Below are 24,212 nucleotides of genomic sequence, written 5' to 3'. Positions count from 1 at the left end.
TCCAACGAATTCATCCAGTGAGTTAGGGGAAGGCCATGGCCACGCCCGTCAAGGTAACCGTCACCGGGGCCGCCGGTCAGATCGGCTACGCACTGCTGTTCCGCATCGCGTCGGGACAGCTGCTCGGCGCTGACGTCCCGGTCAAGCTGAGCCTGCTGGAGATCCCGCAGGCGGTGAAGGCGGCCGAGGGCACCGCCATGGAGCTCGACGACTGCGCGTTCCCGCTGCTGTCCGGCATCGAGATCACCGACGACGCCAACGTGGCCTTCGCCGGCGCCAACGTCGCCCTGCTGGTCGGCGCCATGCCGCGCAAGGCCGGCATGGAGCGCGGCGACCTGCTCGGCGCCAACGGCGGCATCTTCGGCCCCCAGGGCAAGGCGATCAACGAGCACGCCGCCGACGACATCCGCGTCCTGGTCGTGGGCAACCCGGCCAACACCAACGCGCTCATCGCCCAGCAGCACGCGCCCGACGTCCCGGCCGAGCGTTTCACCGCGATGACCCGCCTCGACCACAACCGCGCGCTGTCCCAGCTCGCCGCCAAGCTCCAGGTCCCGGTCACCGAGATCAAGAAGATGACCATCTGGGGCAACCACTCCGCCACCCAGTACCCCGACCTGTTCCACGCCGAGGTCGGCGGCAAGATCGCGGCCGAGCAGGTCGAGGGCGAGTGGCTGCGCGAGACGTTCATCCCGACGGTCGCCAAGCGCGGCGCCGCCATCATCGAGGCCCGTGGCGCCTCCTCGGCCGCCTCGGCCGCCAACGCCGCGATCGACCACGTCCACGACTGGGTCAACGGCACCGAGTGGACCTCGGCCGCCGTCGTCTCCGACGGCTCGTACGGCGTGCCCGAGGGGCTCATCTCGTCCTTCCCGGTGCGTTCGGTCGACGGCCGGTACGAGATCATCCAGGGCCTGGAGATCGACTCCTTCTCCCGCGAGCGCATCGACGCCAGCGTGCGCGAGCTGACCGAGGAGCGCGACGCCGTCCGCGAGCTCGGCCTCATCTGAGCCCGGCGCGACACCTCGGACGCGCGTCCCGGCTCAGCGGGGGCGCGCGTCCGCCGTCGTGCGGGGGAGCGCGGCCCCGCGGGTGCGCTCGGCCCAGCGGGTCACCGGCGGCACGGCGAGCCCGGCGGCCAGGAAGACCCCGCCGAACAGCAGCCAGCCCGGCAGCCCCCAGCCGACGATGACCGTGGTCATGACGGCGGGCACGACGATGTTGGACACCTGCTGGCCCATGCCGTACAGGCCCTGGTACTGGCCGATGGCGTGCGGCGGGGCCAGCTCGTACGACAACCCCCACGAGCCGGCGGCCTGCAGCAGCTCCCCGAAGACGTGCAGCAGCGCGCCGCCGAACAGGGCGACCACCGCCACCCAGGCCGGCTGTCCGGCGGCCAGGGCCAGCAGCACGCAGGCCAGCAGCAGGAACACGCCCGAGCGGCGCTGGGCGCGGGCCGCGCCGGCCGCGTCGTCGGTGCCGCGGCTGAGCCGCATCTGAAGAACGGTGACGGTGACGGTGTTGATCATGGCGACGGCCGCCACCGTCCACGTGGGCGCCGAGGTCCGGCCGGCCACCCAGAGCGGGATCGCGATGGTGAGCAGCCCGTTCTGCATGAACAGCACCGCGTTGAGCAGCGCCAGCACCGCGTACGGCCGGTCGCGCAGCACGATCCAGACCGGTTCGCCCGCCTTGCGCCGGACCGGCGCGACGGGCGGCACGCGGAACGTCAGCGCCGCGCTGCCGAGGTAGCAGAGCGCGCACCCGAAGATCATCCCCAGGTACATGGGACGGCTGTCGAAGTGCAGCGCCGCGCCCGCCCCGAGCCCGCCGACCGACCAGCCGACGTTGGTCACGGCCCGCAGGTACGCGCGCACCCGCACCCGGTCGGCCGCCGGCACCGCGCCCCCGACCAGCGCCGCCCGCGCGGTGCCCTCACCGGCCTCGGCGAACGTCACCAGGGTGACCACCACGACGAACCCGGCGAACCCCGACACCAGCGCGTACACCGGCACCAGCAGGCCGCCCGCGGCGGCGAAGGCCATCGCCACCCCGCGCGGGCCGACCACGTCGGACAGCCGCCCGGCGGGCAATCCGGCGGCGAGCCCGACGGCCGCGGCGATCGTCATCCCCAGCCCGATCTCGCCGTCCGACAGGCCGACCGACAGTTTGAAGAACAGCACGCTCACCGTGACGAACAGGCCGCGGCCGAGGGAGCGCAGGAGTGTGGCGTACGTGAGCGCGCGCACGGGCCCGCTCTCGGGGAGGAGTGACACGGCGGAACAGGCTACTGGTGCCGGGAATCGTCCGTTTCGTCCGCCCCCGGACAGGTGGGGACGGGCTGGGCGGCCGGCGCGGGCTGGGAGGTCGCGTAGATCACCCCGGCCGCCGCGGCGAGGCTGCCCAGCAGGATGAGGGCACCAAAGAGCAGCTTCGTGACCCTTGGTGAAAAGCTCCTCACATTTCGGTATCACAGCATATAAACGCCGCTCACATCAGGCGTTCCAGGAAAGTGCCGTCCACGCGTCGGAGACGATGTCGCGCAGCGCCGCCCGCTCCGCCTTCCAGCCCAGGTCGCGCTGGATCCGCGCGGACGAGGCCACCAGGACGGCCGGGTCGCCGGGCCGCCGGTCGCCGACGACGACCGGGATCTCGTGGCCGGTGACCTCGCGGCAGACCGAGATCACCTCCTGCACGCTGAACCCGGTGCCGCTGCCCAGGTTGTAGATCTTGTGCTCGCCCTCCGCGACCGCCTCCAGCGCCAGCAGGTGCGCCCGCGCCAGGTCGCCCACGTGGACGTAGTCGCGCACGCAGGTGCCGTCGGCGGTGGGGTAGTCGGTGCCGAAGACGCTCACCGAGTCGCGCTCGCCGGTGGCCACCTTGAGCACGTTCGGGATGAGGTGGGTCTCGATCGTGTGGCGCTCGCGGAAGCGGCCGTGGGCGCCGGCCACGTTGAAGTAGCGCAGGCTCACCGCGCCGAGCCCGCGGACGCCCGCGTAGGCGCTCAGGGCGGTGTCCACGGCCAGCTTCGAGGCGCCGTAGGGGTTGGTCGGGCGCGTCGGGTCGTCCTCCTCGATGGGGGAGCGCTCGGGCTCGCCGTACGTGGCCGCCGTGGAGGAGAAGACGATTCGGCGCACGCCCTTGTCGCGCATCGCGTCGAGCAGGGCCAGCGTGCCGCCGAGGTTGCTCGCCCAGTAAAGGCCCGGCTTCTCCACCGACTCGCCCACCAGGGACTTGGCCGCGAAGTGCAGCACGGCGTCCATGCCGTCGAGCGCGTCGTGGGCGTTCGTGATCGACTCACGCACGAACCGGGCGCCCTCGGGCACCGCGTCCTCGTGGCCCGTGGACAGGTCGTCGAGCACGGTCACCTCGTGCCCCGCCTCGACGAGCTGCGCGGCGACGACGCTGCCGACGTACCCGGCGCCTCCGGTGACCAACAGCCTCATGTGTACTCCTGTTTACATATGTTTGATTTTGTACGGCTTGCCGTTCAGCATACGCGGGAAACCCGCCGAGTACGCTGCCAACCACCATGTTTGACACCCTCGCGGCGAACATCGCCCTGGTCCTGCTCTTCATCCTGGTCGGCGGGTTCTTCGCGGGCGCGGAGATCGCGATGGTCTCCCTGCGCGAGAGCCAGGTCCGCAAGCTCGCCGAGCGCGGCCGGCGGGGCGAGCGCGTGGCCAAGCTGGCCCGCGACCCCAACCGCTTCCTGTCGGCGGTGCAGATCGGGGTGACCGTCGCCACGATGCTCTCGGCCGCCTTCGGCGCCGACCGGCTCGGGATGGAGCTCGTCCCGGTGCTCGAACGCTGGGGGGTGCCGCACGCGGTCGCGCCCGTGCTCGGGCTCGTGCTGGTGACGCTGGCCATCTCGTACGTCTCCCTGGTGCTCGGCGAGCTGGCCCCCAAGCGGCTGGCCCTGCAGCGCACCGAAGGGCTGTCGTTGTTCGTCGCGCCCTTCCTCGACCGGATCGCCGCCCTGTCGCGTCCGATCATCTGGATGTTGTCGAAGTCGACCGACCTGGTCGTCCGGCTGCTCGGCGGCAACCCGGAGGCCGACCGCGAGGAGGTCACCACCGAGGAACTGCGCGACATGGTCGTCGGGCACGCCGAGCTCACCGCCGACGAGCGCAAGCTCATCGCCGAGGTGTTCGCCGCCGGCAAGCGCCAGCTCCGCGAGGTCATGCTGCCCCGCACCGAGGTCGAGTTCATGGACGCCGAGACGCCGCTGGCCGAGGCCGCGAACCTGGCCGCCGCGCTCCCGCACTCCCGCTTCCCCGTGTACCGCGACTCATACGACGAGGTCATCGGTTTCGTGCACGTGCGCGACCTGCTCGACCCCCAGCTGATCGGGCGTACGGAGCCCATCAGCGCGGTCGTGCCGATCCGGCCCGCCAAGTTCGTGCCCGCCTCCAAGCGCCTGCTGAGCACCCTGAACGAGATGCGCGACGAGGGGCAGCACCTGGCCATCGTGGTCGACGAGTACGGCGGCACCGCCGGCATCGTCACCATGGAGGACCTGGTCGAGGAGCTGATCGGCGACATCAGGGACGAGTACGACGTCGAGGAGGACGTCGTCGTCCTGCCCGCCGGCGAGATCGAGATCGACGGCCTGACCAACCTCAACGACTTCGCCACCGAGACCGGCGTACGGCTGCCCGACGGCCCCTACGAGACGCTGGGCGGGTTCGTGATGGCCATGCTGGGGCACGTGCCCGCCGCCGGCGAGCAGGTGGAGATCCAGGGCTTCGAGCTGACCGTCACCGAGCTGGACGGGCGCCGGATCGCGCGGGTGCGGGTGAAACGCCGGGCCGCCGCCGAGTCGCCGCCCGACCAGGATTCCTGACACAATTGCCAGCTATGGCCAGACCTCGTGTTCTCTCCGGCATCCAGCCCACCGCGGACTCCTTCCACCTGGGCAACTACCTGGGTGCGGTCCGTCAGTGGGTCACCATGCAGGAGACCCACGACGCCTTCTACTGCGTGGTCGATCTGCACGCGATCACCGTGCCGACTGAGCCCGCCGCCCTGCGCAGGCGCAGCCGGGTGGCCGCCGCGCAGCTCTTCGCCGCCGGCCTCGACGCCGAGCGCTCGACCGTCTTCGTGCAGTCGCACGTGCGCGAGCACACCGAGCTCGCCTGGATCCTGATCTGCCTCACCGGCATGGGCGAGGCTGCCCGGATGACGCAGTTCAAGGACAAGTCGGCCAAGTTCGGCGAGAGCGCGGCCAGCGTCGGGCTGTTCACCTACCCGATCCTGCAGGCCGCCGACATCCTGCTCTACCAGGCCAACGCCGTCCCGGTGGGGGCCGACCAGAAGCAGCACCTGGAGCTCACCCGCGACCTGGGCCAGCGCTTCAACCACCGCTTCGGCGACACGTTCACGCTGCCCGACCCGTACATCCTCAAGGAGGTCGAGAAGATCACCGACCTCCAGGACCCGACGGCGAAGATGTCGAAGTCGTCCTCCAGCCCGGCGGGCATCCTCGACGTGCTGGAGCAGCCGGGGCCGCTGCGCAAGAAGGTCATGCGCGCGGTGACCGACACGGGCTCGGAGGTGCTGTTCGACGAGGAGAACAAGCCGGGCATCTCCAACCTGCTGCGCATCCAGTCGGCGCTGACCGGCACGCCCATCCCCGACCTGGTCGCCCGCTACGAGGGCCAGGGCTACGGCACGTTCAAGAAGGACGTCGCCGAGGCGGTCGTGGAGACGTTCACGCCGATCCGCGAGCGCACGGAGAAGCTGCTGGCCGACGAGGTCGAGCTCGACCGCCTGCTGGCCGTCGGCGCCGAGCGCGCCGCCGCCGTGGCGCGGCGGACGATGGCCGAGGTCCGCGACCGGGTGGGCTTCCTGCCCAAGGTGTGACGCGGGAAGGGCGGCGGGCCTGCCGCCCTTCTTCTGCTCGTCACAGGCGCCGGTCGAGTGGGCGTACGCGCAGGCGGGCGCGGAGCGCGGCCAGGCTCCGGCCGGTCAGCCGCACACCGCCCGACACGGCGGTCCATCCCGACCGTCCCCGGCTGAACGCCCAGCCGGGGAACTCGCGCATGGCCTCTTCCAGCAGGCGTTCCATGACGACGTCAGCACTCGGCGTTGTGGTCATGGACGCACAGTGCCACTCCGGACCCGCTCGGTGACGAACCGCGGCGACAGATCTCCCCGTTCGGCCGGAGCGAACTCAGAGTTCGGGGGGCGGCCTCACACGTCGATGTTGTGGCGTTCGGCGAGGAAACGCACCTCCGGCGCCCACGATGGCCGCGCGCGGCGCGCCAGCGAGCGCACCATCTCCCGCAGCAGCAGCTTGTGGTCGAGCTCCTCGGGGCTCTCGCGCTCGATCCGCAGCAGGTAGACCAGGCTCGCGGCGTCGTCGCCCAGGTCTTCGCAGGCGCGGGCGACGTGGCACAGATGCGTGGTGCGCCGCTCGATGGACGGGGTCCTGCGGATGTCGATGTCGTCGGCCAGCCGCAGCACGGCCTCGGGGCGGCCGGCGTCGTGCTCGATGCCGGCCATGTGGATGGCGACGTTGGTGGGGCCGAAGAAGGCCAGGTCGTAGGCGTCGGAGTGGTCGTCGGCGCGGTCGGCGAGCCGGGCGGCGGTGCCGCGCACGGTCTCCCTGGCCTGCTCGTCGTCGCCGCCCCTGGCCGCGCTGACGGCGGCCAGCAGGTGCAGCGCGCCGAGCGCCTTGATGTGCCGTACGTCGCCGTCGGCCACGTGGGGTTCGAGGATCTCGATGCCGCGCCGGGCCACGTCGTGGGCGATCTGGTGCATGTCGTCGGAGAGCATCGACTGGCCGAGGTTCCAGTGGGCCCAGGCGAGCATCAGCGGGTCGGCCGACTCCTCGGCGTAACGCATGGCCCGGTCGGCGGCCAGGTGCGCGAGATCCACCCGTTGCAGGTGCTTGAGCACCCCCCTGGCCAGCATGTACGCGTCCGTCGCCGTCCGGTAGGCCGCGGGGGTGCGCTCGGCCGCCAGGCTCTCGGCGTCGGCGACCAGCGAGGGCAGCGCGGCCATCAGGATCGAGTACCGGCGGGCCGAGGTGAACCAGGCGTTGCGCGCCGCCGCCACGCGTTCGGTCAGCTGCTCGGCGTCGGGCGGTTCGAGGTCGGGCTCGCCGGCGCGGCAGGCGAACAGGGCGCGCTCGATGTCGCGGATCTGCGGCCTGCTGGGCTCGTGGGAGTCGCGGGGGGTCTCGCCCAGGAGCACGGCGGTGCGTACGCCGAGCACCTTGGCGATCTCGCGGAGAAGGGGCAGCGAGGGGGTGCGTTTTCCGTGTTCGATCAGTTCGATGTGCCGGGTGGTGCAGCCGGACTGGGTCGCCAGCGCGGTCGTGCTCATGCCCCTTCGTTCGCGCTGGAGTCGCACCATCTGCCCGGTGCTGATTTCGGTCATGGGCGTGACGCCTCCTGGCTTGGTCCCAACACAGCACAGGCTAGGGTCAGCGGAGCGGCCCTGCCATGCGTTCCCCCTGGTCAGGAGGTATGTCGGCAAGCTCCCACGCCTCGGCTTTCACCAGGGTTTGCCCACTATTGGGGTGATCGGGCGTGGTGGTCGCGCAGCCGTCCGAGCAGCCCGACGAGCTGGTCGCGCTCGGGGCCGGTCAGGGGCGCCAGCAGCTCGTCCTGCACGTCGTCCACCAGTCCGTCCAGCCGGGTGAGCCGGTCGCGGCCGCGCTCGGTCATGGAGATGACGTTGCGCCGGCGGTCGGCGGGGTCGGGCGCGCGCTCGACGAGGCCGCGCTCGGCCAGCTCGTTGAGCAGCGCGACCATGTCGCTGCGGTAGATGCCGGTGAGCCGGCTCAGCTCGGCCTGGCTGGCCGGGCCGGACTCGCGCAGCGCGACGAGCACCGCGTAGTGCCACTTGCGCGCGTCGGCGCCCGCGAGCCGGTCGCTGACCAGCCGGTCGGCCTGCATCGCGACGTGGGCCAGCAGCCGGCTCGGCAGGCCGCGCAGGCGGTCGGGGGCGGCCCGGTCGGCCGCGTCGGACATGTCGTGGCTCATGCCGGTGATCCTATCCCGTTGCGTTAGTCGCACTAACGATGTATGTTCGTTAGTGTCATAAACGTTAGTGTGACAAACGAAAGAGGCGTGTCATGCCTGTTGCCGAGGTGCTGGACTCGACCATGTACTACGAGGACCGGGGGGAGGGCGCGCCGATCGTCTTCCTGCACGGCAACCCCAACTCCTCCCACCTGTGGCGCAACGTGCTGCCCGGGGTGGGGGCCGGCCGGTTGCTCGCGCCCGACCTGATCGGCATGGGCCGCTCGGGGCGGCCCGACCTCGCCTACCGCTTCACCGACCACGCCCGCTACCTCGACGCCTGGTTCGACGAGCTCGGCCTGGAGGAGGTCGTGCTGGTCGGCCACGACTGGGGCGGCGCGCTGGCCTTCGACTGGGCGGCGCGGCATCCGGACCGGGTGCGCGGGGTGGCCTTCTTCGAGACCATCGTGCGGCCGATGAGCTGGAGCGAGCTGGGCGACGGGCCGCGCGCCCGCAGCGAGCTGATCAGGAGCGAGGCGGGGGAGCGCCTGGTGCTCGACGACGACTTCCTGGTGCGGACGGCGTACACGGGCGGGGTGCTGAACCCGCTGGGCGAGGAGGAGCTGCGGCCGTACCTGGAGGCGTACGCGACCAGGGAGAGCCGCCGGCCGCTGCTGCAGTGGGCGCGCTCGATCCCGCTCGACGGCGACCCGGCCGACGTGGCCGAGGCCGTCGAGCGCTACGACAAGTGGCTGGCCAACAGCGACGAGGTGCCCAAGCTGCTGCTCACCTTCGACTCCTCGCCGACCCTGATGATCCAGGGCGACGTGCTCGACTGGTGCGCCCGCACCATCTCGGCCCTGGAGATCGAGCACCTGGGCCCGGCGGGTCACCACGCCCCGGAGGACCAGCCGGAGGCCATCGCGGCGGCGATCCGCTCATGGGCCGACCGCCACGCCCTGCGTGCGAACTGACGGGCGCGTCCGGCGGCCCGGCGGGCGCATCTGCGCGCGGGCCGGCGGGCTAGCGGAAGCGGCGGCGGCCGACGAGGGCGAGCACCTCGCGCAGGGCGTCGGCGGCGGCTCTGACGTCCTGCTCCGGCACCCCGGCCAGCACCTCCTCGTGCGCCCGCGAAGAGGCGTCGAGGGCCGCCAGGGCCACCCGGCGCCCCTCGGCCGTGAGCTGCACCCACCGGCTGCGCGCGTCGCCCGCGTTGGCCTCCCGCTCGACGTAGCCCGCCGCCGTCAGGCGCTGGAGCACGTTGCTGGTGCCTCCCGAGGTGAGCAGCAGCGCCTTGGACAGCTCGCTCGGCTTCATCCGGTGCGGCGCCGGTGTGCGGGCGAGCGCGGCCAGCACGTCGAACTCGGCGTAGGTCAGCCCCAGCTCGGCCAGCTCCGCCTTGATCGCCTGCTCGAAGACCAGGTGCAGCCGGGACAGGCGCTTGCTCAGCTCCAGACCGGCGATCAGCGACGACGACAGCCCGGACTCCACCCAGCGCGGCACCATCGCGTCGATCTCATCCGGTTTCACGCCATCGAGGATACCCATCGACAGATTGCTTTTTGAAAAGCTTCTCATTAAGCTTTTCGCCATGACAAAGACTCTGCTGATCAAGAACGGCACCGTGATCGACACCGAGCCCGAGCCCGTGGTGCTCGGCCAGGTCGACGTGCGCATCGAGGACGGCGTGCTCGCCGAGGTGGGCCCCGGCCTGCCCGACGTCCCCGGCGCCGAGGTGATCGACGCGACCGGGCGGATCGTGCTGCCCGGGTTCGTCGACACCCACCGGCACACCTGGCAGGCCGGCATCAGGGCGGTCGCCCCCGACGTCGCCTTCGACGGCTACCTGAGCCGCGTGCTCGGCGAGCTGGCCCCCGCCCACCGCCCGGCAGACGTCCACGCGGGCAACCTCGCCGGCGCGCTGGAATGCCTCGACACCGGCATCACCACGCTGCTCGACTGGTCCCACATCCAGCTCTCGCCCGCCCACACCGAGGCCACCGTGCGGGCGTTGCGCGAGTCGGGGATCAGGGCCGTGCTCGGCTGGTGCCACGGGGGCGAGCCGGGCGGGCTCGTCCGCGAGGGGCTGCGGGTGCACGAGGAGCACTTCGGCGCGGGCGGCGGCCTGGTCACCATGGTCGTCGCCGCGCTCGGGCCGGAGATCGTGACGGAGGAGCACGCGCTGGCCGAATGGCGGCTGGCCCGCGAGCTCGACCTGCCGGTCACCGTGCACATGGGCGTCGGCGGCCCGGACAGCGCCGCCCGCGGCCTGGCGTTCATGGAGGCGAACGGCCTGCTTGGGCCGCGGACCACGTACGTACACGCCAACAGCTACACCGACGACGACCTCAAGCGCGTCGCGGCCTGCGGCGGCAGCGTGTCGGTCTCGCCGGTCGACGAGATGACGCTCGGCCTCGGTTACCCGGTCACCGGGCGGGCCAGGGCGGCGGGCGCCCCGACCGGTCTCGGCATCGACACGGTGAGCTGCGCGCCGGGCGACATGTTCAGCCTGATGCGGGCGGCGTACCTGCTGGAGCGCGGCCGGCCGGACGGCGGCGGCACCGGCTTCACCACCCGCGACGTGCTGCGCATGGCCACCATCGAGGGCGCCGAGGTGGTGGGCCTGGGCGACGTCGTCGGCTCGCTGCGGCCGGGCAAGCAGGCCGACCTGCAACTGCTGCGCACGGACACCCTCGGCATGGCGGCGGCGCACGACCCGATCGGCGCCGTCGTGCTCAACGCCGACCCCGGTGTCGTGGAAACCGTGCTGGTCGGCGGGCGTGTCGTCAAGCGAGATGGGCAGATGCTCCACCAGGACCTGGCGGCGGTCCTCGCGTCACTGGCAGAATCGGCCGACGCCGTGACGAGGTGATCGTTCGCCTCCGGCGGGCGGGGGTGAGGGCGTGATGGCGAGTCTGAACGAGCGGATCGCGTCACTGCGCGCCTGGGGCCGGACGACGCTCGACCACTGGCGGGTCCGCAGGCTGTGGATCGACCACCTGGTCAGAGCCGTGCGCCGCTACCAGCTCCAGGGAGGCGACCGGCTGGCCGGCTCGGTCACCTACTTCTCGTTCCTGTCCTTCTTCCCGCTGCTCGCGCTCGGGTACGCGGTGCTCGGCTACACCCTCGACGCCAGCAGCGCCACCAGGAAGGCGCTGGAGACCGCCATCAACGAACGGCTCCCCGGCATGGCGACCGACCTCAACCTGGAGCAGATCGCCGGCGCCAGGACGACGGCGGGCATCATCGGCCTCCTCGGCCTCCTGTACGCCGGGCTCGGCGCGATGGACGCGCTGCGCGCGGCGCTGCGCGAGATGTCGATGACCACCGTGCCGCCCCCGAACTACTTCCTGGGCAAGCTGCGCGACCTGGTCTCGGTCATCCTGCTCGGGGCGACGCTGGTCGTGTCCACGCTGGTGTCCGGGGCCGCGACCACGGTCACGGACAAGGTGCTCGACCACGTCTTCGGCGACAACTCGCTGCTCAGCACCGAGGCGTTCCGGATCTTCGTGCTGGTGGCGAGCGTCGTGGCCGACTGGGTGCTGTTCGTGATCCTGCTCGGCTGGGTCGCCAAGCCGGCCGAGCCGTTCAAGGTCATCGTCAGGGGCGCGCTGCTCGGCGCGATCGGGTTCGGGCTGCTCAAGCAGGTGGCGAGCCTGCTGCTCAGCACCACGCTCAGCAACCCCGTCTACGGCGCGTTCGCCGCCATCGTGGGGTTGCTGGTGTGGATGAACTTCTCGGCCCGGCTCGTGCTGCTGGCCGCCGCGTGGACGTCCACCACGGGATTGTGCCCGCCGCCGTCCCCGTCGCCGATCCCGTCGATCGGCGACCCGCTGGAGGTGCCGGCGGCCGATCCGCGCCAGGCGGCCGGCCCCGAGTGCAGGGGCACGACCCCGCACCCGACCTCGGAGCCCTGACCCGGTCCTGACGCGCTCTCCGTCGTCAGAGGCGGGACCTGTTGCGCTTGCGGCGGATGCCGAAGCCGAGCCAGACCAGGCCGAACAGCAGGCCGCCGCCGATGACGGCCGAGCCGACCGTCCGGGTGGAGTCGGTCTGCTTGGAGGCCGCCGTGTCCAGCAGCGGCGGCTGGGCGGCCGGCGTCACCCGCGACACCGGCGCCTGCGGCGCGGCCCGCACCTGCGCGGGCACCGGCTCGACGAGCTGCCCGACGGGGGTCGCCTTCCCCCTGACCGAGAAGCCCCAGTCGAGCAGTTGGGCCACCTCGTCCCAGAAGTAGCCTTCGTGCCGCATGATCGTGACGAGGATCGTGTGGCCGCCGCGGGTGGCCGCGCCGACGAAGCTGCCCTGCGCCTTGGACGTCCAGCCGTTCTTGACGCCGATCATGCCCTGGTAGCGCCAGAGCAGCTTGTTGTGGTTGCTGATCTCGTAGTAGTCCTTGGGCGCCGGAAACTTGGCAACCTTTGTACTGATATATCGCCGGAAATCGGGATTCGCGAGGCCGGCGCGGGCGATGAGCGCCAAGTCGTACGCCGAGCTGCTCTGCCCGGGTTTGTCCAGGCCGCTCGGGGTCTTGGCCACCGTGTCGTACGCCTGCAGCCGCTTGGCCTCGGCGTTCATGTCGCGCATGGTCTGGGCCACGCCGCCGTTCGTCTCGGCCAGGGCCATGGCCGCGTCGTTGCCGGAGGACATCATCAGCGCCCGGAACAGGTCGTCGACCTTGTACGTCATCTTGGGCGTCAGCCCGACCGCCGTGCCCTCCTGGTTGCAGGCGTTCTGGCTGGGCCGGACCCTGCGGTTCTTGTCGAGCTTCGGCAGCAGCGTCAGCGCGGTGAGCGTCTTGAGCGTGCTCGCCGGCAGGTAGCGGCCGTGCGCGTCCTTCGCGGCGAGCACCTGACCCGTCTCCACGTCCGCGATGACGTAGGAAGTAGCCTTGCTCTTGGGGGGCGCCTTGACGCCTTGGGGTTGCACCAGCCCACGGCTTCCCAGCGCGTCACCGCCGACGGGTGTCGCCGGGGCGGCGGATGCGGTCCCGCTCGTGAGCGTGACCGCGGCGAGAAGTGCCGTAACCGGCACAAATTTCGTCCACATGGCGGTCTCAGCGTAGCTCCGTGTGAATGCCCATGTGGCGACACATTCCCCGGATGATCCGCCTTCGATACTGGAGAGATGACCATGTCACCAAAGATCGCCGGTTTCCTCGTCATCCTCGGCGTGTTCATGATCGTCGAGTGGATCAACCTCGGGTTTAACTTGGCCGACGGGCATCCCACCGGCTTCTACGTCGTGCACGGGATCCTGATCGGGGTCAACGTGATCCTCGGTGCGGTGCTGGCGGTGATCGGGTGGCGCGGACTGCGGGAGGCGGGGATCAGGCGTCGCAGAGAAGGCGGCGGGTGAGCGCGTGCAGCTCGTCGGCCTCCTCGCGCGAGTCGCCGATGGAGGTGAAGCCCAGCTTGCCGTACTCGGGGATGGCGCCGAGCAGGTGGAAGACGTTGCCCGTGCGCCGTTCGGCGTCGAAGCCGATCCCGAGCCGCCGGGCGGTGCGCATGACCTCGCCCGGCGTGCGGCCGCGCAGGCAGGAGGAGGAGCAGTTGTCGGTCGCGGTGTAGTACTTGGGCTGGTCCCCGGCCATCAGGAGGCCGGTGGCCGGGTCGTACCTGGCCCCGGTCGTCAGCACCACCGCGCCGTACGGGTGCGTCGTGCCGCCGATCCGCAGGTTGATCTCGCACAGCAGCGCGGCGTAGCCGGCGTCGGCCTTGAGGGCGAAGAAGTCCATGCCGAACAGGCCGACCACACCCCGTTCGGCCAGGATGGCGGCGATGCGCTCGGCCGACTCGCCCACCTCGTGCCGGTACTCGGGGGCGGCGGGGAACGTGCAGCCCTGGTAGACGTCGTTGTTGGGGCCGCCGAGCACCTGGTCGTGCGTGGCCAGCACGGCCGCGTGCCCGCCGGGCGTGATTCGGGCCAGGGCGCTCGGGTAGTAGAGCGGGCGATGTTCGATGAACTCCTCCACCACCGCGCCGCGCTCCCTGATCTTCGTCGTGAAGCTCGTCCAGGTCTCCCCGGCCGCCGAGAATCGGGTGAGCGAGCGGTCGGCCTTGTCGACGATGGCGTTGCCCAGGCCCGAGTAGCCGTCGTTGAGCTTGACGATCACGCGTTCGCCCGGCAGCGAGTCGATGGCCTCGTCGATCGCGATGATGCTGTGCACGTCGCCGAAACCGCGCGCCATGGGCACGCCGGCCTCGTGGCCGACCTCGCGGGCGCCGCTCTTGGAGCCGTAGTAGGCCAGCGCGGTGGCGGGGCCGTAGATGGGGACGTTGAGTGACGCGGCCAGCTCCTCCTCGGTCTCGCTGAGGACGAACGGCACCAGCCAGGTGTCGGCGTCGATCGCCGACCGTAACCGGTCGAGGACGTCGGGTCGGCGCAGCAGCGTCCGGGTGAGGGGTTGCGACCAGGGCTCGTCGAGACTGATGAGCTCCAGGCGCTTGGCGGCGTCGTCCGGGTCGGGGAGGAAGCCGAGGTAGTAGTCGATGATGTCGGGATCGATCGGCGCGGAGGAGAGGTAGATCACCTTGACCCCGGGTTCCCGGAGCGTCAGGAGGAGGAAGAGCAGGCGCTCCTCGTACGACCGGGCTGCCGTGATGCGGCGCAGCTCGTCCTGCGGCAGGGAGAGCGAGGGTACGACCACCAGGGTCCCCTCGCTCGGCTCGAAGATGCTCAACCCGGCATACTTCTCCCCGAACGGGATATTAGTGATCATATAGCGAGTGAAACACGCATTCTTCACAAATGCAGCAAGCGCCAAAGTGTCATGACCATGACAGAAGGTGACAGGATTCGAAATCGGTGAGCACGTTTGGAAGTGGCGACATCGGGTCACCATCTAATGATCCCTTGTGACTATTTTCCGGATCAGGTAGGCATGTGCGGAACGTGACCACCTGCGGTTACGGGCATGCCGTCGGCCAACTTTTGGTGTATCTGTCGGCGCGAAGGCGCACGGGGGCGATAAAGTCAGAAGCATCGCCACCGGGCTCGCGGCTTACCGTCGTGTACCCGGGCTGCTGCGACCGATGAACGCGAAGCCCGTGCTGACGATCTCGCACCGAAACCTACGGGTGTGGCTTTTGATTCGCCGAACGGCCGCCTCAACCAGGTGGCTGCCGCAGGATGGACTTTTTCGAGAGCGTTATGAGCCGCCGTCCGTGCGTGGGACGCGCGGCCTCGACGGGATGGATGGTGACATATGCGGGGACGTGAGCTGCGGGGAGAGCTGGACGCGTTCCTGGCGGAGATCGAGCAGGAGCTGGTGGCGTTCCGTCGCGACCTTCACATGCATCCTGAGCTTGCCTTCGCCGAATACCGCACGACCCAGCGCATCGCCGACCGGCTGACCGCCGCGGGGCTGACGCCGTCGGTGCTGCCGCGCGGCACCGGTCTCATCTGCGACGTGGGCAGCGGCGACGGGCCGACCGTCGCGCTGCGGGCCGACATCGACGCGCTGCCGCTGCAGGACGAGAAGGACGTGTCCTACCGCTCCACCGTCCCCGGCGCGTGCCACGCCTGCGGGCACGACGTGCACACCACCGTTCTGCTCGGCACCTCGCTCTTCCTGGCCCAGCAGGCCGCCGCCGGGCTGCTGCCCGGCCGGGTCCGGCTGATCTTCCAGCCCGCCGAGGAGCTGCCCGGCGGCGCCCTTGAGGTCATGGCCCACGGCGGCATCAGCGGCGTCGACCGCATCTTCGGCCTCCACTGCGACCCGCGCGTCGACGTCGGCCAGCTCGGTCTCCGGAGCGGCCCGATCACCTCGGCCTGCGACAAGATCGTGGTCAGGGTCTCCGGTCCCGGCGGCCACACCGCCCGTCCCCATCTGACGGCCGACCTGGTCTTCGCCCTGGCCAAGATCCTCACCGAGCTGCCCGCCGCGCTCTCCCGCCGGATCGACCCGCGCTCCTCGCTCAGCCTCGTCTGGGGCCGGGTCGAGGCGGGCTCGGCGGCCAACGCCATCCCCGACGACGGCATCGCCGAGGGCACGATCCGCTGCCTCGACGAGAACGCCTGGCACGCCGCCCCCGACCTGATCAAGGCCCTGCTGGAGTCCGTCGCCGGCGCGTACGGCGTCGAGGCCGTCATGGACTACACGCGCGGCGTGCCGCCGGTCGTCAACGACGAGGTCAGCGTCGAGATGCTGGCCGAGGCGGCCGAGCGGGCCCTCGGCGCGGGCGCGGTGGTGCCCACCCAGCAGTCGCTCGGCGGCGAGGACTTCGCCTGGTACCTGGAGTCGATCCCCGGCGCCTTCGCCCGGCTCGGCACGCGCTCGCCCGACGGCGTCACGTACGACATCCACCAGGGCACCTTCGACGTCGACGAGAAGGCGATCGCGATGGGCGTGCGGGTGATGGCCGCCACCGCGCTGACCGCGCTGTGGGACGTCGGCCCGATCGACTCCATCAGCAACGCCATGGCCTGAGCGCCGCTCCGACGGCCCGCCGCGTCGCGCGGCGGGCCGTCGGCATGTCAGCCGAGCCTGCCGAACACCACCGGCAGCCGCAGGGACGAGTGCCCCGGCGACACGGTGACCCGGGTGCCCGCCGGATAGCGCAGGGTGTAGTCGCGGTCGGTCGAGATGATCACCAGGCCCAGCCGGTGGCCCTTCTTGAACAGGTAGTCCTTGGGCTGGAAGTCCCAGGTGAAGGTGTACTCCTTGCCGGGGCGCAGCGGCTGCGTGCGGTCGGCGCGGTGGCGGTTGCGCACGTCGAGCCACCCCCTGGAGACGATCTTGTACGCGGTCGTCGCCGTGCCGAGCCGCCTGAGCGTCGTGCAGCCCGTGTCACCCGGGACGCCCTCGCCGTAGCAGTAGCTCTGGCCGGTCGACAGCAGGGTGCCGTCCGGGCGCACGTCGGTGCCGTAGTCCACCAGCAACGCCGTCAGGTACGGCGAGGCGCCGTCCTTGAACGAGGCCCGCACCGAGACCGTCGGCGTGCCGGAGATGCGCACGTCGGCGGGCAGCTCGCCGGTCCGGTACGCCAGCCGGTTCGGGTCCGGCCCGGTCGCCTCCACCAACTGCTCGGCCGTCCGCGCGCTCTGGTCCACGAAGGACTCCGCGGGCGACAGCGGCCGGGGCAGCAGGCCGAGCCGTTCGCCGGCGGCCGGATGGAGGGCGACCGTGGTGGCCCCGGGCAGCGGCCAGGAGGCGTGCTGCTGCCACTCGCCGACGCCGATCTCCACGTCGGCCTGCGGCTCGCGCATGATGCCCGAGTCGATGCCCTGCAGCCAGTAGTCGAACCAGCCGTGCAACTGGCGCAGCCACTCGGCGGTGCGCAGGTTGAAGGGGTTCATGTGGGTGCCCTGGTGCAGCCAGATCTTGCGCGGCACGTGCCGCTGGGCCAGGGCGTACCACCATTGGGCGAACTGCTTGGTCTTGACGTTCCAGTCGTTGAGCCCGTGCACGAGGAAGACGCTGGCCTTCACCTTGTCCACGTCGTTGAGGTAGTTGCGGGCGTCCCAGAGGGGGCCGTAGTCGCCGGTGATCCGGTCCTGGCTCGCGGTCAGGGCGTCCATCTTGGCGCCGCAGACCTCGAAGCCCCGGTCCCTGGTGAGCACGAACTTGGCCAGGACGTCCAGGTCCTCGCCCTGGTAGCCGCCGGGGGCCAGGACGCCGCCGTTGGCCCGGTAGTAGTCGTACCAGCTGGAGATGGCGGCGATCGGCACGATCGTCTTCAGTCCCTCGACGCCGGTCGAGGCGACGGCGTTGGGCAGGGTGCCGTTGTAGGAGACGCCGATCATGCCGACCTTGCCGGTGGACCAGGTGGCGCTGACCTCGTTGCCGTCGGCGTCGAAGCCGCGGGCGCGGCCGTTCAGCCAGTCGATGGCGGCCTTCGGGCCGGCGGTCTCGTTCCGGTCGCCGGTGGACGGGCAGCCGGTGGCGCGGGCGCTGCCGACGTTCTCGACCAGGGCGATGGCGTAGCCGCGGGGCACGAAGTAGTTGTCGTAGTAGCCGTCGAAGGGCTCGCCGGCGAGCTTGTTGGAGAGGGACTTCAGGGTGGGCAGGGGGTTGCCGTTCGCGTCGACGTCCACCGGGTGGTTGGGCACGTCGTTGCCGGGGGCGTAGTAGGGGCTGGCCTCCATGATCACCGGGACCTTGAGGCCCTGGTCGGTCTCCTTGGGGCGCAGGATGTCCATGGCGACGCGGTCGGGCTGCCCGTCGTCGTCGCTGTCGGTCCCGGCCACCTCGACGAAGACCGTCTGCTTGACGGCGTCGGCGCGGGAGAAGACGGGCTGGGTGGCGTTGTTCTCGATCTTGAGGGTAGGGGTGGCGGCCGTCGCCGGGGTGGGCCCGCTCAAGGTCACGGCGAGGATCGCGACCAGCGGTACGGCCAGTGTCTTCCAAGGCTGCATACGGGGCTCCGATACGAAATTTCCACCGTTGATCGGAATCTCTGCCATGATCGACCGCTCGGCAAGGGCCCCTTACATACCAAACTTGGGCAAAAACTTCCGAGGGCCGTCCCAAGTGCCTGAACCCAGATTCAGGTCACGGACGCGCTTGATGTCGATAACGGAGCGGTTGCGACCCTGTGTGCCGGTTTGGTCTGCCCTGGTCAAGCAACTATCTTCCGTGCAGGTGCCGTACGTTTCTTCGCGCCTGCGATGAAGTTCGACGGCGAGGAAATGGAAGGGAGTCGCCTTGCTCGGCAAGCGATTCAGCAGGATTGCCGTCGGCTCGGTAGCCGGCGTCATGCTCATGGCAGTCGCGGCCTGTGGCGGTGAGGGCGGAGGCACCTCGGCGAGCACGCAGCCGAGCTCCGGCGCCAGCAGCGAGGCCCCCAAGGGCGGCCTGAAGGTCGGCCTGGCGTTCGACGTCGGTGGCCGTGGCGACAAGTCGTTCAACGACGCCGCCTACGCCGGCCTGGAGAAGGCCAAGACCGAGCTGGGCGCCGACATCAAGGAGCTCAGCCCGGCCGCCGACGGCTCCAACCGCGGCGACCTGCTGCGCCAGCTCGCGGACGCGGGCTACAACCCCATCATCGGCGTCGGCTTCGCCTACGGCGACGACATCAAGAAGACCGCCGCCGAGTACCCCGACGTGCAGTTCGCGGTCGTCGACTCGGCCTCCAACGGCCCGAACGTGACCGGCCTGCTGTTCGCCGAGGAGCAGGGCTCCTACCTGGCGGGCGTCGCCGCGGCGACCAAGTCGGAGGCCGGCCACGTCGGCTTCGTGGGCGGCGTCGAGAACGACCTGATCAAGAAGTTCCAGGCGGGCTTCGTGATGGGCGCCAAGTCCGTCAAGTCGGACATCAAGATCGACATCAAGTACCTCACCCCCGACGGTGACTTCTCCGGCTTCAAGGCCCCCGACAAGGGCAAGGTCGCGGCCGAGAAGATGTACCAGGACGGCGCGGACATCGTCTACCACGCCGCCGGCGACTCCGGCCTCGGCGTGTTCCAGGCGGCGGCCGCGGCCAAGAAGAAGGCCATCGGCGTCGACTCCGACCAGCGCCAGACGGTCAAGGAGGCCGACCTGCAGTCGGTCATCATGACGTCGATGATCAAGCGCGTGGACGTCGGCGTGTTCGAGTTCGTCAAGGCTGTCCAGGGCGGCACCAAGGGCGGCAGCAACACCGTCTACGACCTCAAGGTCGACGGTGTGGGCCTGTCCACCACCGGTGGCGAGATCGACGACATCAAGGACAAGCTCGACGCTGCCAAGAAGGACATCGTCGACGGCAAAATCACGGTTCCGTCCAAGCCGTAATCTGGGTAGGAACGGACGACCGAGGGCCCGGAGTCCCCACTTCGGGCCTTCTGGCTATCCGCCCCGTCCGCCCCCCATGCTCTAGGAGAGGCGAAATGAGCTCGGACACCCTCGCCGCGGTGCAACCCGCCGTAGAGCTGGAGGGCATCACCAAGCGCTTCCCCGGCGTCGTCGCCAACCACGACATCCGCATCACCGTCGAACCCGGCACGGTCCACGCGATCGTCGGGGAGAACGGCGCGGGCAAGTCGACCCTGATGAAGATCCTCTACGGCATGCAGAAGCCGGACGAGGGCACGATCAGGGTCAACGGCCGGGAGGTCAGCTTCCGCACCCCCAGCGACGCCATCGACGTCGGCATCGGCATGGTCCACCAGCACTTCATGCTGGCCGACAACTTCACCGTGCTGGAGAACATCGTCCTCGGCGCCGAGCCCACCAAAGCCGGCGTGCTCGACACCGGCAGGGCGCGGGCCCGCATCGCCGAGCTGGCCAGCAGCCACGGCCTGCGCGTCGACCCCGACGCGCTGGTGGAGGACCTCGGCGTCGGCGACCGCCAGCGGGTGGAGATCCTCAAGGTCCTCTACCGCGGCGCCCGCATCCTCATCCTCGACGAGCCGACGGCGGTCCTCGTGCCGCAGGAGGTCGAGGAGCTGTTCGAGAACCTGCGCGAGCTCAAGGCCGAGGGCCTGACCGTCATCTTCATCTCGCACAAGCTCGACGAGGTGCTGAACATCGCCGACGCGATCACCGTGATCCGCCGCGGCACCACCGTCGCCAGCGTCAACCCCGCCGAGGTGACCGCCCGCCGGCTCGCCGAGCTGATGGTCGGCAGCGAGCTGCCCACGCCGGAGACCCGCGAGTCCACCGTGCGCGAGAGCGTCACGCTGAGCGTGTCGCGGCTGACGATGGAGGCCGACGGCTTCCGTCCCGTCCCCAGGGGCACCTCCGTCGACCTGTACGTCGACAAGCTGCGCGAAGAGGGCAAGCGCCTGATCCTCGACGACGTCTCCTTCGACATCCACGCGGGCCAGATCCTGGGCATCGCCGGCGTCGAGGGCAACGGGCAGTCCGAGCTGATCGAGGCGATCATGGGCATGCGTCCCGCCCACGGCACGATCACCCTCGGCGGCGTGGACATCAGCGCCTGGTCCACGCTGAAGCGCAGGGAGGCCGGCATCGGCTACATCCCCGAGGACCGCCACCGGCAGGGCCTGCTGCTGGAGGCGTCCCTGTGGGAGAACCGGGTGCTCGGCCACCAGACCAGGCCCCCGGCGCGCAGCGGCATCTGGGTCGACCGCCGCGCCTCCAAGGCCGACACCGAGCGCATCGTCAAGGAGTACGACGTGCGCACCCCCAGCGTGGACACCCTGGCCCTGGCCCTGTCCGGCGGCAACCAGCAGAAGCTGATCGTCGGACGCGAGATGAGCGGCGAGCCCTCGTTCCTCATCGCCGCCCACCCCACCCGCGGCGTGGACGTCGGCGCCCAGGCCGCCATCTGGGACCACCTGCGCAACGCGCGCGCCGCCGGCCTGGCCGTGCTGCTGATCTCGGCCGACCTCGACGAGCTGATCGGCCTGTCCGACACGATCAGGGTCATCCTGCGCGGCCGGCTCGTGGCCGAACTCGATCCTTCCGACGTCACGCCCGAGCGGCTTGGCGGTTACATGACCGGCGCCATCGCCGGCACTGAGGAGACGTGATGCCCGCCGGGCTCAACCGGGCGCTGCTCACCGTCGCAGGCGCCGTCGTCGCCATCATCCTGGCGATCGCGATCTCCAGCGTGGCCATCATCGCGGCGGGCGCCAGCCCGATCGACGCGTTCGCCGCCTTCTTCGACTTCGGCGAGACCGCGCGCTCGGTGTCCAACGGCATCGCGGCGTTCCTCAACCGGGCGGTGCCGCTGTTCATCGCGGGTCTCGCGGTGGCCGTCGGCTTCCGCATGAACCTGTTCAACATCGGCGTCGAGGGCCAGTACCGCATCGCGGCCATCTGCGCGGCCTACGTCGGCTCGACGTTCACCGCGCCGAAGCCGATCCAGATCCTGGTGATCATCGTGGTCGCGGCCGTCGTGGGCGGCGCGTACGCGCTGATCCCCGCGGTGATGAAGGTGACCCGCGGCGTGAACGAGGTGATCTCCACGATCATGCTCAACTACATCGCGATCGCCCTGGCCTCCTACCTGGTCCGCGGCCCGTTCGCGGGCCAGCGGGCGGCCGGCCAGCTCACCACGACCACGCCGCAGCTGCCCGAGTCGGCCATGTTCCCCAACCTGAACTTCGTCTTCGACTGGTTCGGGCTGCTGGCCCCCACCCGCGGCGGCGGCGTGTGGGGCTTCCTGCTCGTGGCCGTCGTGCTCGGCCTGGTGGTCTGGGTCGTGCTGGAGCGCACCCGCTTCGGCTTCAACGTCAAGGCCAGCGGGCTCAACGGCCCGGCCGCCTTCGCCTCGGGCGTCAACCCGAAGAAGATGGTCATCGCGGCCATGGTGCTGTCCGGCGCGATCGCGGGACTCATCGGCCTGCCCGAGATCCTCGGCGACAAGGGCGCCTTCAACTCCAACTTCACCGCCGGCCTCGGCTTCCTCGGCATCGCGGTGGCGCTGCTGGGCAGGAACAAGCCCGTCGGCATCGCGATCGCCGCGCTGCTGTTCGCCTTCCTCGACCGGGCGCAGGGCGCGCTGCAGATCGCGGACGTGCCGTCGTCGGTCATCACGATCATCCAGGGCGTCATCGTCCTGCTGGTGGTCATCGCGAACGAGGTGACCAACCGCATCGCCATGCGGCTTGAGGAGCAGCGGGCCGCCCGGCAGCTCGACACGAACAGACCGGTTGAGGTGGCAGCATGAGCAGGGTCGGCAAATACCATCTGGCGCTGCTCGGCGTCGCCGCGCTCATCCTGCTGCTGTCGCTGGTGCGGATCATCTCCGGCCAGGACGACCTGACCTCCTCCGGCACGTTCAACGCGGCGCTGCTGCTCGCGGTGCCGATCGGCCTGGCCGGTCTCGGCGGCCTGTGGGCCGAGCGGGCCGGCGTGGTCAACATCGGCCTCGAAGGCATGATGGTGCTCGGCACCTGGTTCGCCGGCTGGGCCGGATACCAGTGGGGCGCCGTGGCCGCGCTGGTCGCCGGGCTGCTCGGCGGCGCGCTCGGCGGGCTCATCCACGCGATCGCGACCGTCACGTTCGGCGTCGACCACATCATCAGCGGCGTCGCCATCAACCTGCTCGGCCCCGGCATCACCCGCTTCCTGTCCGAGGTCCTCTACGGCGAGGGCACCTCGGCCAGCGCGAAGGGCGCCGGCATCACCACCTCGCCGGCGATCAGCTCGGGTGCGCCCGAGGTGAGCCTGCCCGTTCTGTCCGACGGCCCCGACCTGCTCGGCAAGCTGGAGAGCACCCACTGGTTCCTGCTCTCCGACCTGGCCGGCATCCTGCGCGGGCTCACCCACGACGTGAACGCGCTGATCATCCTGGCGGTGCTGCTGCTGCCGGTGACGTACCTGGTGCTCTGGCGCACGTCGTTCGGCCTGCGGCTGCGGTCGGCGGGGGAGAACCCGTGGGCGGCCGAGTCGTTGGGCGTGAACGTCTACCGGATCAAGTACCTCGCGGTCGTCGTCTCCGGCGCGTTCGCCGGGCTCGGCGGCGTGTTCCTGGTCTTCGTCTCCAACAAGTACGTCGAGGGCCAGACACAGGGACGCGGCTTCATCGGCCTGGCCGCCATGATCTTCGGCAACTGGCGGCCCGGCGGGCTCGCGGCCGGTTCGTCCCTGTTCGGCTACGCCAGCGGCCTGCAGCTGCGCAGCTCCGGCGAGGCCAACGCGGTCACCACGTTCTTCCTGTTCGGCGCGCTGCTGCTGGTGGTCTACATCGCGCTGCAGATCCGCAGGCTGGTCGCGCCGAGCCAGCCGGCCGAGATCGTGGCCAGGGGCGTCAAGGACTACACCGTGATCGCCGCCGCGGCGGTCGGCGCGCTCCTGCTGTACTGGCTCTGGCGGACCGTGGAGACGCTGCCGGGCGAGTTCGTCTTCATCACGCCACACGTGCTCACGCTGCTCGTGCTCCTGGTCGCCTCGCAGCGTCTGCGGATGCCCAAGGCCGACGGCGTACGCTTCCGTCGGGGGGATAACCATTGAACATCGATTGGGACGGCCTGCGCGCCGAGGCCGCCACGGCCATGCGCAACGCCTACGCGCCGTACTCCAAGTTCCCGGTGGGGGCGGCGGCGGTCGTCGACGACGGCCGGATCGTCACCGGCTGCAACGTCGAGAACGCCTCGTACGGGCTCGGCCTGTGCGCCGAGTGCGGCCTGGTGTCGGCGCTGCAGATGTCGGGCGGCGGCCGGCTGGTGGCCTTCACCTGCGTGGACGGCCACGGCGAGCTGCTCATGCCGTGCGGGCGCTGCCGTCAGCTGCTGTACGAGTTCGGCGGTGAGAACCTGCTGGTCGAGACCGTCGACGGCCCCAAGCGCATGGCGCAGATCCTGCCGTACGCGTTCGGCCCCGACGACCTCAGCAGGAGCTCGTGA

General features: G+C 70.5%; 22 protein-coding genes. 13 read left to right on the top strand and 9 right to left on the bottom strand.

Features of this window, described 5'->3' with window-relative positions:
• Positions 1-35 precede the first annotated feature (35 nt).
• Positions 36-1,010 (top strand): malate dehydrogenase, encoded by a 975-nt coding sequence (locus ABT158_RS38075; protein WP_352362052.1) that lies wholly within the window; start codon positions 36-38, stop codon positions 1,008-1,010.
• 33 nt (positions 1,011-1,043) lie between these two features.
• Here the strand turns inward: ABT158_RS38075 and ABT158_RS38070 are convergent, their stop codons facing one another.
• Both ABT158_RS38070 and galE read right to left on the bottom strand, forming a co-directional pair.
• Entirely contained in the window at positions 1,044-2,276 is a 1,233-nt protein-coding gene (locus ABT158_RS38070) for an MFS transporter (RefSeq protein WP_352362050.1), read from the bottom strand.
• Between the two features lie 219 nt (positions 2,277-2,495).
• Positions 2,496-3,446 (bottom strand): UDP-glucose 4-epimerase GalE, encoded by a 951-nt coding sequence (gene galE, locus ABT158_RS38065; protein ID WP_352362048.1) that lies wholly within the window; start codon positions 3,444-3,446, stop codon positions 2,496-2,498.
• Between the two features lie 86 nt (positions 3,447-3,532).
• Between galE and ABT158_RS38060 the strand changes: the two genes are divergently transcribed.
• Positions 3,533-4,846, top strand: a complete 1,314-nt coding sequence (locus ABT158_RS38060; protein ID WP_352362046.1) for a hemolysin family protein — start codon at positions 3,533-3,535, stop codon at positions 4,844-4,846.
• A gap of 14 nt (positions 4,847-4,860) precedes the next feature.
• Positions 4,861-5,865 carry a tryptophan--tRNA ligase gene (gene trpS / locus ABT158_RS38055; RefSeq protein ID WP_352362044.1) on the top strand — a complete coding sequence of 335 codons (1,005 nt, stop codon included), beginning with the start codon at positions 4,861-4,863 and terminating at the stop codon, positions 5,863-5,865.
• 40 nt (positions 5,866-5,905) lie between these two features.
• Here the strand turns inward: trpS and ABT158_RS38050 are convergent, their stop codons facing one another.
• The 3 genes from ABT158_RS38050 to ABT158_RS38040 all read right to left on the bottom strand — a co-directional run bounded on the left by ABT158_RS38050 (position 5,906) and on the right by ABT158_RS38040 (position 7,994).
• Positions 5,906-6,100 (bottom strand): hypothetical protein, encoded by a 195-nt coding sequence (locus ABT158_RS38050; protein WP_352362042.1) that lies wholly within the window; start codon positions 6,098-6,100, stop codon positions 5,906-5,908.
• Between the two features lie 95 nt (positions 6,101-6,195).
• Positions 6,196-7,386: a helix-turn-helix domain-containing protein gene (locus tag ABT158_RS38045; RefSeq protein WP_352362040.1), complete on the bottom strand. Its 1,191-nt coding sequence runs from the start codon at positions 7,384-7,386 to the stop codon at positions 6,196-6,198.
• Between the two features lie 134 nt (positions 7,387-7,520).
• The gene (locus tag ABT158_RS38040; RefSeq protein WP_352362039.1) at positions 7,521-7,994 is read right to left on the bottom strand and encodes a MarR family winged helix-turn-helix transcriptional regulator; all 474 of its coding nucleotides are present in this window, start codon (positions 7,992-7,994) and stop codon (positions 7,521-7,523) included.
• Positions 7,995-8,086: 92 nt separating this feature from the next.
• Between ABT158_RS38040 and ABT158_RS38035 the strand changes: the two genes are divergently transcribed.
• A complete protein-coding gene (locus ABT158_RS38035; RefSeq protein ID WP_352362037.1) occupies positions 8,087-8,947 on the top strand; it encodes a haloalkane dehalogenase in 861 nt (286 codons plus the stop codon).
• A gap of 49 nt (positions 8,948-8,996) precedes the next feature.
• Here the strand turns inward: ABT158_RS38035 and ABT158_RS38030 are convergent, their stop codons facing one another.
• The gene (locus ABT158_RS38030; RefSeq protein WP_352362035.1) at positions 8,997-9,503 is read right to left on the bottom strand and encodes a MarR family winged helix-turn-helix transcriptional regulator; all 507 of its coding nucleotides are present in this window, start codon (positions 9,501-9,503) and stop codon (positions 8,997-8,999) included.
• Between the two features lie 61 nt (positions 9,504-9,564).
• Between ABT158_RS38030 and ABT158_RS38025 the strand changes: the two genes are divergently transcribed.
• Complete coding sequence (locus ABT158_RS38025; protein WP_352362033.1) at positions 9,565-10,845, top strand: amidohydrolase family protein; 1,281 nt, start codon at positions 9,565-9,567, stop codon at positions 10,843-10,845.
• 34 nt (positions 10,846-10,879) lie between these two features.
• Positions 10,880-11,890: a YihY/virulence factor BrkB family protein gene (locus ABT158_RS38020; protein ID WP_352362031.1), complete on the top strand. Its 1,011-nt coding sequence runs from the start codon at positions 10,880-10,882 to the stop codon at positions 11,888-11,890.
• A gap of 25 nt (positions 11,891-11,915) precedes the next feature.
• On the opposite strand, the gene ABT158_RS38015 is transcribed toward ABT158_RS38020, so the two are convergent.
• Positions 11,916-12,902 carry a D-alanyl-D-alanine carboxypeptidase family protein gene (locus ABT158_RS38015; RefSeq protein WP_352362029.1) on the bottom strand — a complete coding sequence of 329 codons (987 nt, stop codon included), beginning with the start codon at positions 12,900-12,902 and terminating at the stop codon, positions 11,916-11,918.
• A gap of 198 nt (positions 12,903-13,100) precedes the next feature.
• Here ABT158_RS38015 and ABT158_RS38010 point away from each other — a divergent pair, with 198 nt between their 5' ends.
• The gene (locus ABT158_RS38010) at positions 13,101-13,331 is read left to right on the top strand and encodes an SCO4848 family membrane protein (RefSeq protein ID WP_352326812.1); all 231 of its coding nucleotides are present in this window, start codon (positions 13,101-13,103) and stop codon (positions 13,329-13,331) included.
• On the opposite strand, the gene ABT158_RS38005 is transcribed toward ABT158_RS38010, so the two are convergent.
• Positions 13,303-14,694, bottom strand: a complete 1,392-nt coding sequence (locus tag ABT158_RS38005; RefSeq protein WP_352362027.1) for a peptide ligase PGM1-related protein — start codon at positions 14,692-14,694, stop codon at positions 13,303-13,305. The two genes, ABT158_RS38010 and ABT158_RS38005, sit on opposite strands and share 29 nt — an antisense overlap.
• Before the next feature lie 486 nt (positions 14,695-15,180).
• Here ABT158_RS38005 and ABT158_RS38000 point away from each other — a divergent pair, with 486 nt between their 5' ends.
• Positions 15,181-16,404, top strand: a complete 1,224-nt coding sequence (locus ABT158_RS38000; protein WP_352362025.1) for a M20 family metallopeptidase — start codon at positions 15,181-15,183, stop codon at positions 16,402-16,404.
• A gap of 47 nt (positions 16,405-16,451) precedes the next feature.
• Here the strand turns inward: ABT158_RS38000 and ABT158_RS37995 are convergent, their stop codons facing one another.
• A complete protein-coding gene (locus tag ABT158_RS37995) occupies positions 16,452-18,332 on the bottom strand; it encodes a Xaa-Pro dipeptidyl-peptidase (RefSeq protein ID WP_352362023.1) in 1,881 nt (626 codons plus the stop codon).
• A 289-nt stretch (positions 18,333-18,621) separates the two neighbouring features.
• Between ABT158_RS37995 and ABT158_RS37990 the strand changes: the two genes are divergently transcribed.
• The 5 genes from ABT158_RS37990 (at position 18,622) to ABT158_RS37970 (ending at position 24,212) form a co-directional block, all read left to right on the top strand.
• Positions 18,622-19,689 carry a BMP family lipoprotein gene (locus ABT158_RS37990; protein WP_352362021.1) on the top strand — a complete coding sequence of 356 codons (1,068 nt, stop codon included), beginning with the start codon at positions 18,622-18,624 and terminating at the stop codon, positions 19,687-19,689.
• 95 nt (positions 19,690-19,784) lie between these two features.
• A complete protein-coding gene (locus ABT158_RS37985; protein WP_352362019.1) occupies positions 19,785-21,392 on the top strand; it encodes an ABC transporter ATP-binding protein in 1,608 nt (535 codons plus the stop codon).
• Entirely contained in the window at positions 21,392-22,534 is a 1,143-nt protein-coding gene (locus tag ABT158_RS37980) for an ABC transporter permease (RefSeq protein ID WP_352362017.1), read from the top strand. Before ABT158_RS37985 ends, ABT158_RS37980 begins: the two co-directional genes overlap by 1 nt.
• Positions 22,531-23,820, top strand: coding sequence for an ABC transporter permease (locus ABT158_RS37975; protein WP_352362015.1), 1,290 nt, complete (start codon positions 22,531-22,533; stop codon positions 23,818-23,820). The genes ABT158_RS37980 and ABT158_RS37975 overlap by 4 nt, the downstream gene beginning before the upstream one ends.
• Positions 23,817-24,212: a cytidine deaminase gene (locus ABT158_RS37970; protein WP_352324863.1), complete on the top strand. Its 396-nt coding sequence runs from the start codon at positions 23,817-23,819 to the stop codon at positions 24,210-24,212. Before ABT158_RS37975 ends, ABT158_RS37970 begins: the two co-directional genes overlap by 4 nt.

Source organism: Nonomuraea sp. NPDC001636 (assembly GCF_040298265.1).
GTDB lineage: Bacteria > Actinomycetota > Actinomycetes > Streptosporangiales > Streptosporangiaceae > Nonomuraea.
The sequence above is the reverse complement of the archived record's forward strand: the minus strand, read 5'-3'. Positions and strand labels throughout refer to the sequence as shown.

Coding starts and splice junctions, on each gene's coding strand:
- ABT158_RS37985 (WP_352362019.1), top strand. CDS start 19,785: ATGAGCTCGGACACCCTCGCCGCGGTGCAACCCGCCGTAGAGCTGGAG.
- trpS (WP_352362044.1), top strand. CDS start 4,861: ATGGCCAGACCTCGTGTTCTCTCCGGCATCCAGCCCACCGCGGACTCC.
- ABT158_RS38020 (WP_352362031.1), top strand. CDS start 10,880: ATGGCGAGTCTGAACGAGCGGATCGCGTCACTGCGCGCCTGGGGCCGG.
- ABT158_RS38045 (WP_352362040.1), bottom strand. CDS start 7,386: ATGACCGAAATCAGCACCGGGCAGATGGTGCGACTCCAGCGCGAACGA.
- ABT158_RS38005 (WP_352362027.1), bottom strand. CDS start 14,694: ATGATCACTAATATCCCGTTCGGGGAGAAGTATGCCGGGTTGAGCATC.
- ABT158_RS37975 (WP_352362015.1), top strand. CDS start 22,531: ATGAGCAGGGTCGGCAAATACCATCTGGCGCTGCTCGGCGTCGCCGCG.
- ABT158_RS38035 (WP_352362037.1), top strand. CDS start 8,087: ATGCCTGTTGCCGAGGTGCTGGACTCGACCATGTACTACGAGGACCGG.
- ABT158_RS38060 (WP_352362046.1), top strand. CDS start 3,533: ATGTTTGACACCCTCGCGGCGAACATCGCCCTGGTCCTGCTCTTCATC.
- ABT158_RS37980 (WP_352362017.1), top strand. CDS start 21,392: ATGCCCGCCGGGCTCAACCGGGCGCTGCTCACCGTCGCAGGCGCCGTC.
- ABT158_RS38075 (WP_352362052.1), top strand. CDS start 36: ATGGCCACGCCCGTCAAGGTAACCGTCACCGGGGCCGCCGGTCAGATC.
- ABT158_RS38050 (WP_352362042.1), bottom strand. CDS start 6,100: ATGACCACAACGCCGAGTGCTGACGTCGTCATGGAACGCCTGCTGGAA.
- ABT158_RS37995 (WP_352362023.1), bottom strand. CDS start 18,332: ATGCAGCCTTGGAAGACACTGGCCGTACCGCTGGTCGCGATCCTCGCC.
- ABT158_RS38000 (WP_352362025.1), top strand. CDS start 15,181: ATGCGGGGACGTGAGCTGCGGGGAGAGCTGGACGCGTTCCTGGCGGAG.
- ABT158_RS38010 (WP_352326812.1), top strand. CDS start 13,101: ATGACCATGTCACCAAAGATCGCCGGTTTCCTCGTCATCCTCGGCGTG.
- galE (WP_352362048.1), bottom strand. CDS start 3,446: ATGAGGCTGTTGGTCACCGGAGGCGCCGGGTACGTCGGCAGCGTCGTC.
- ABT158_RS38025 (WP_352362033.1), top strand. CDS start 9,565: ATGACAAAGACTCTGCTGATCAAGAACGGCACCGTGATCGACACCGAG.
- ABT158_RS38040 (WP_352362039.1), bottom strand. CDS start 7,994: ATGAGCCACGACATGTCCGACGCGGCCGACCGGGCCGCCCCCGACCGC.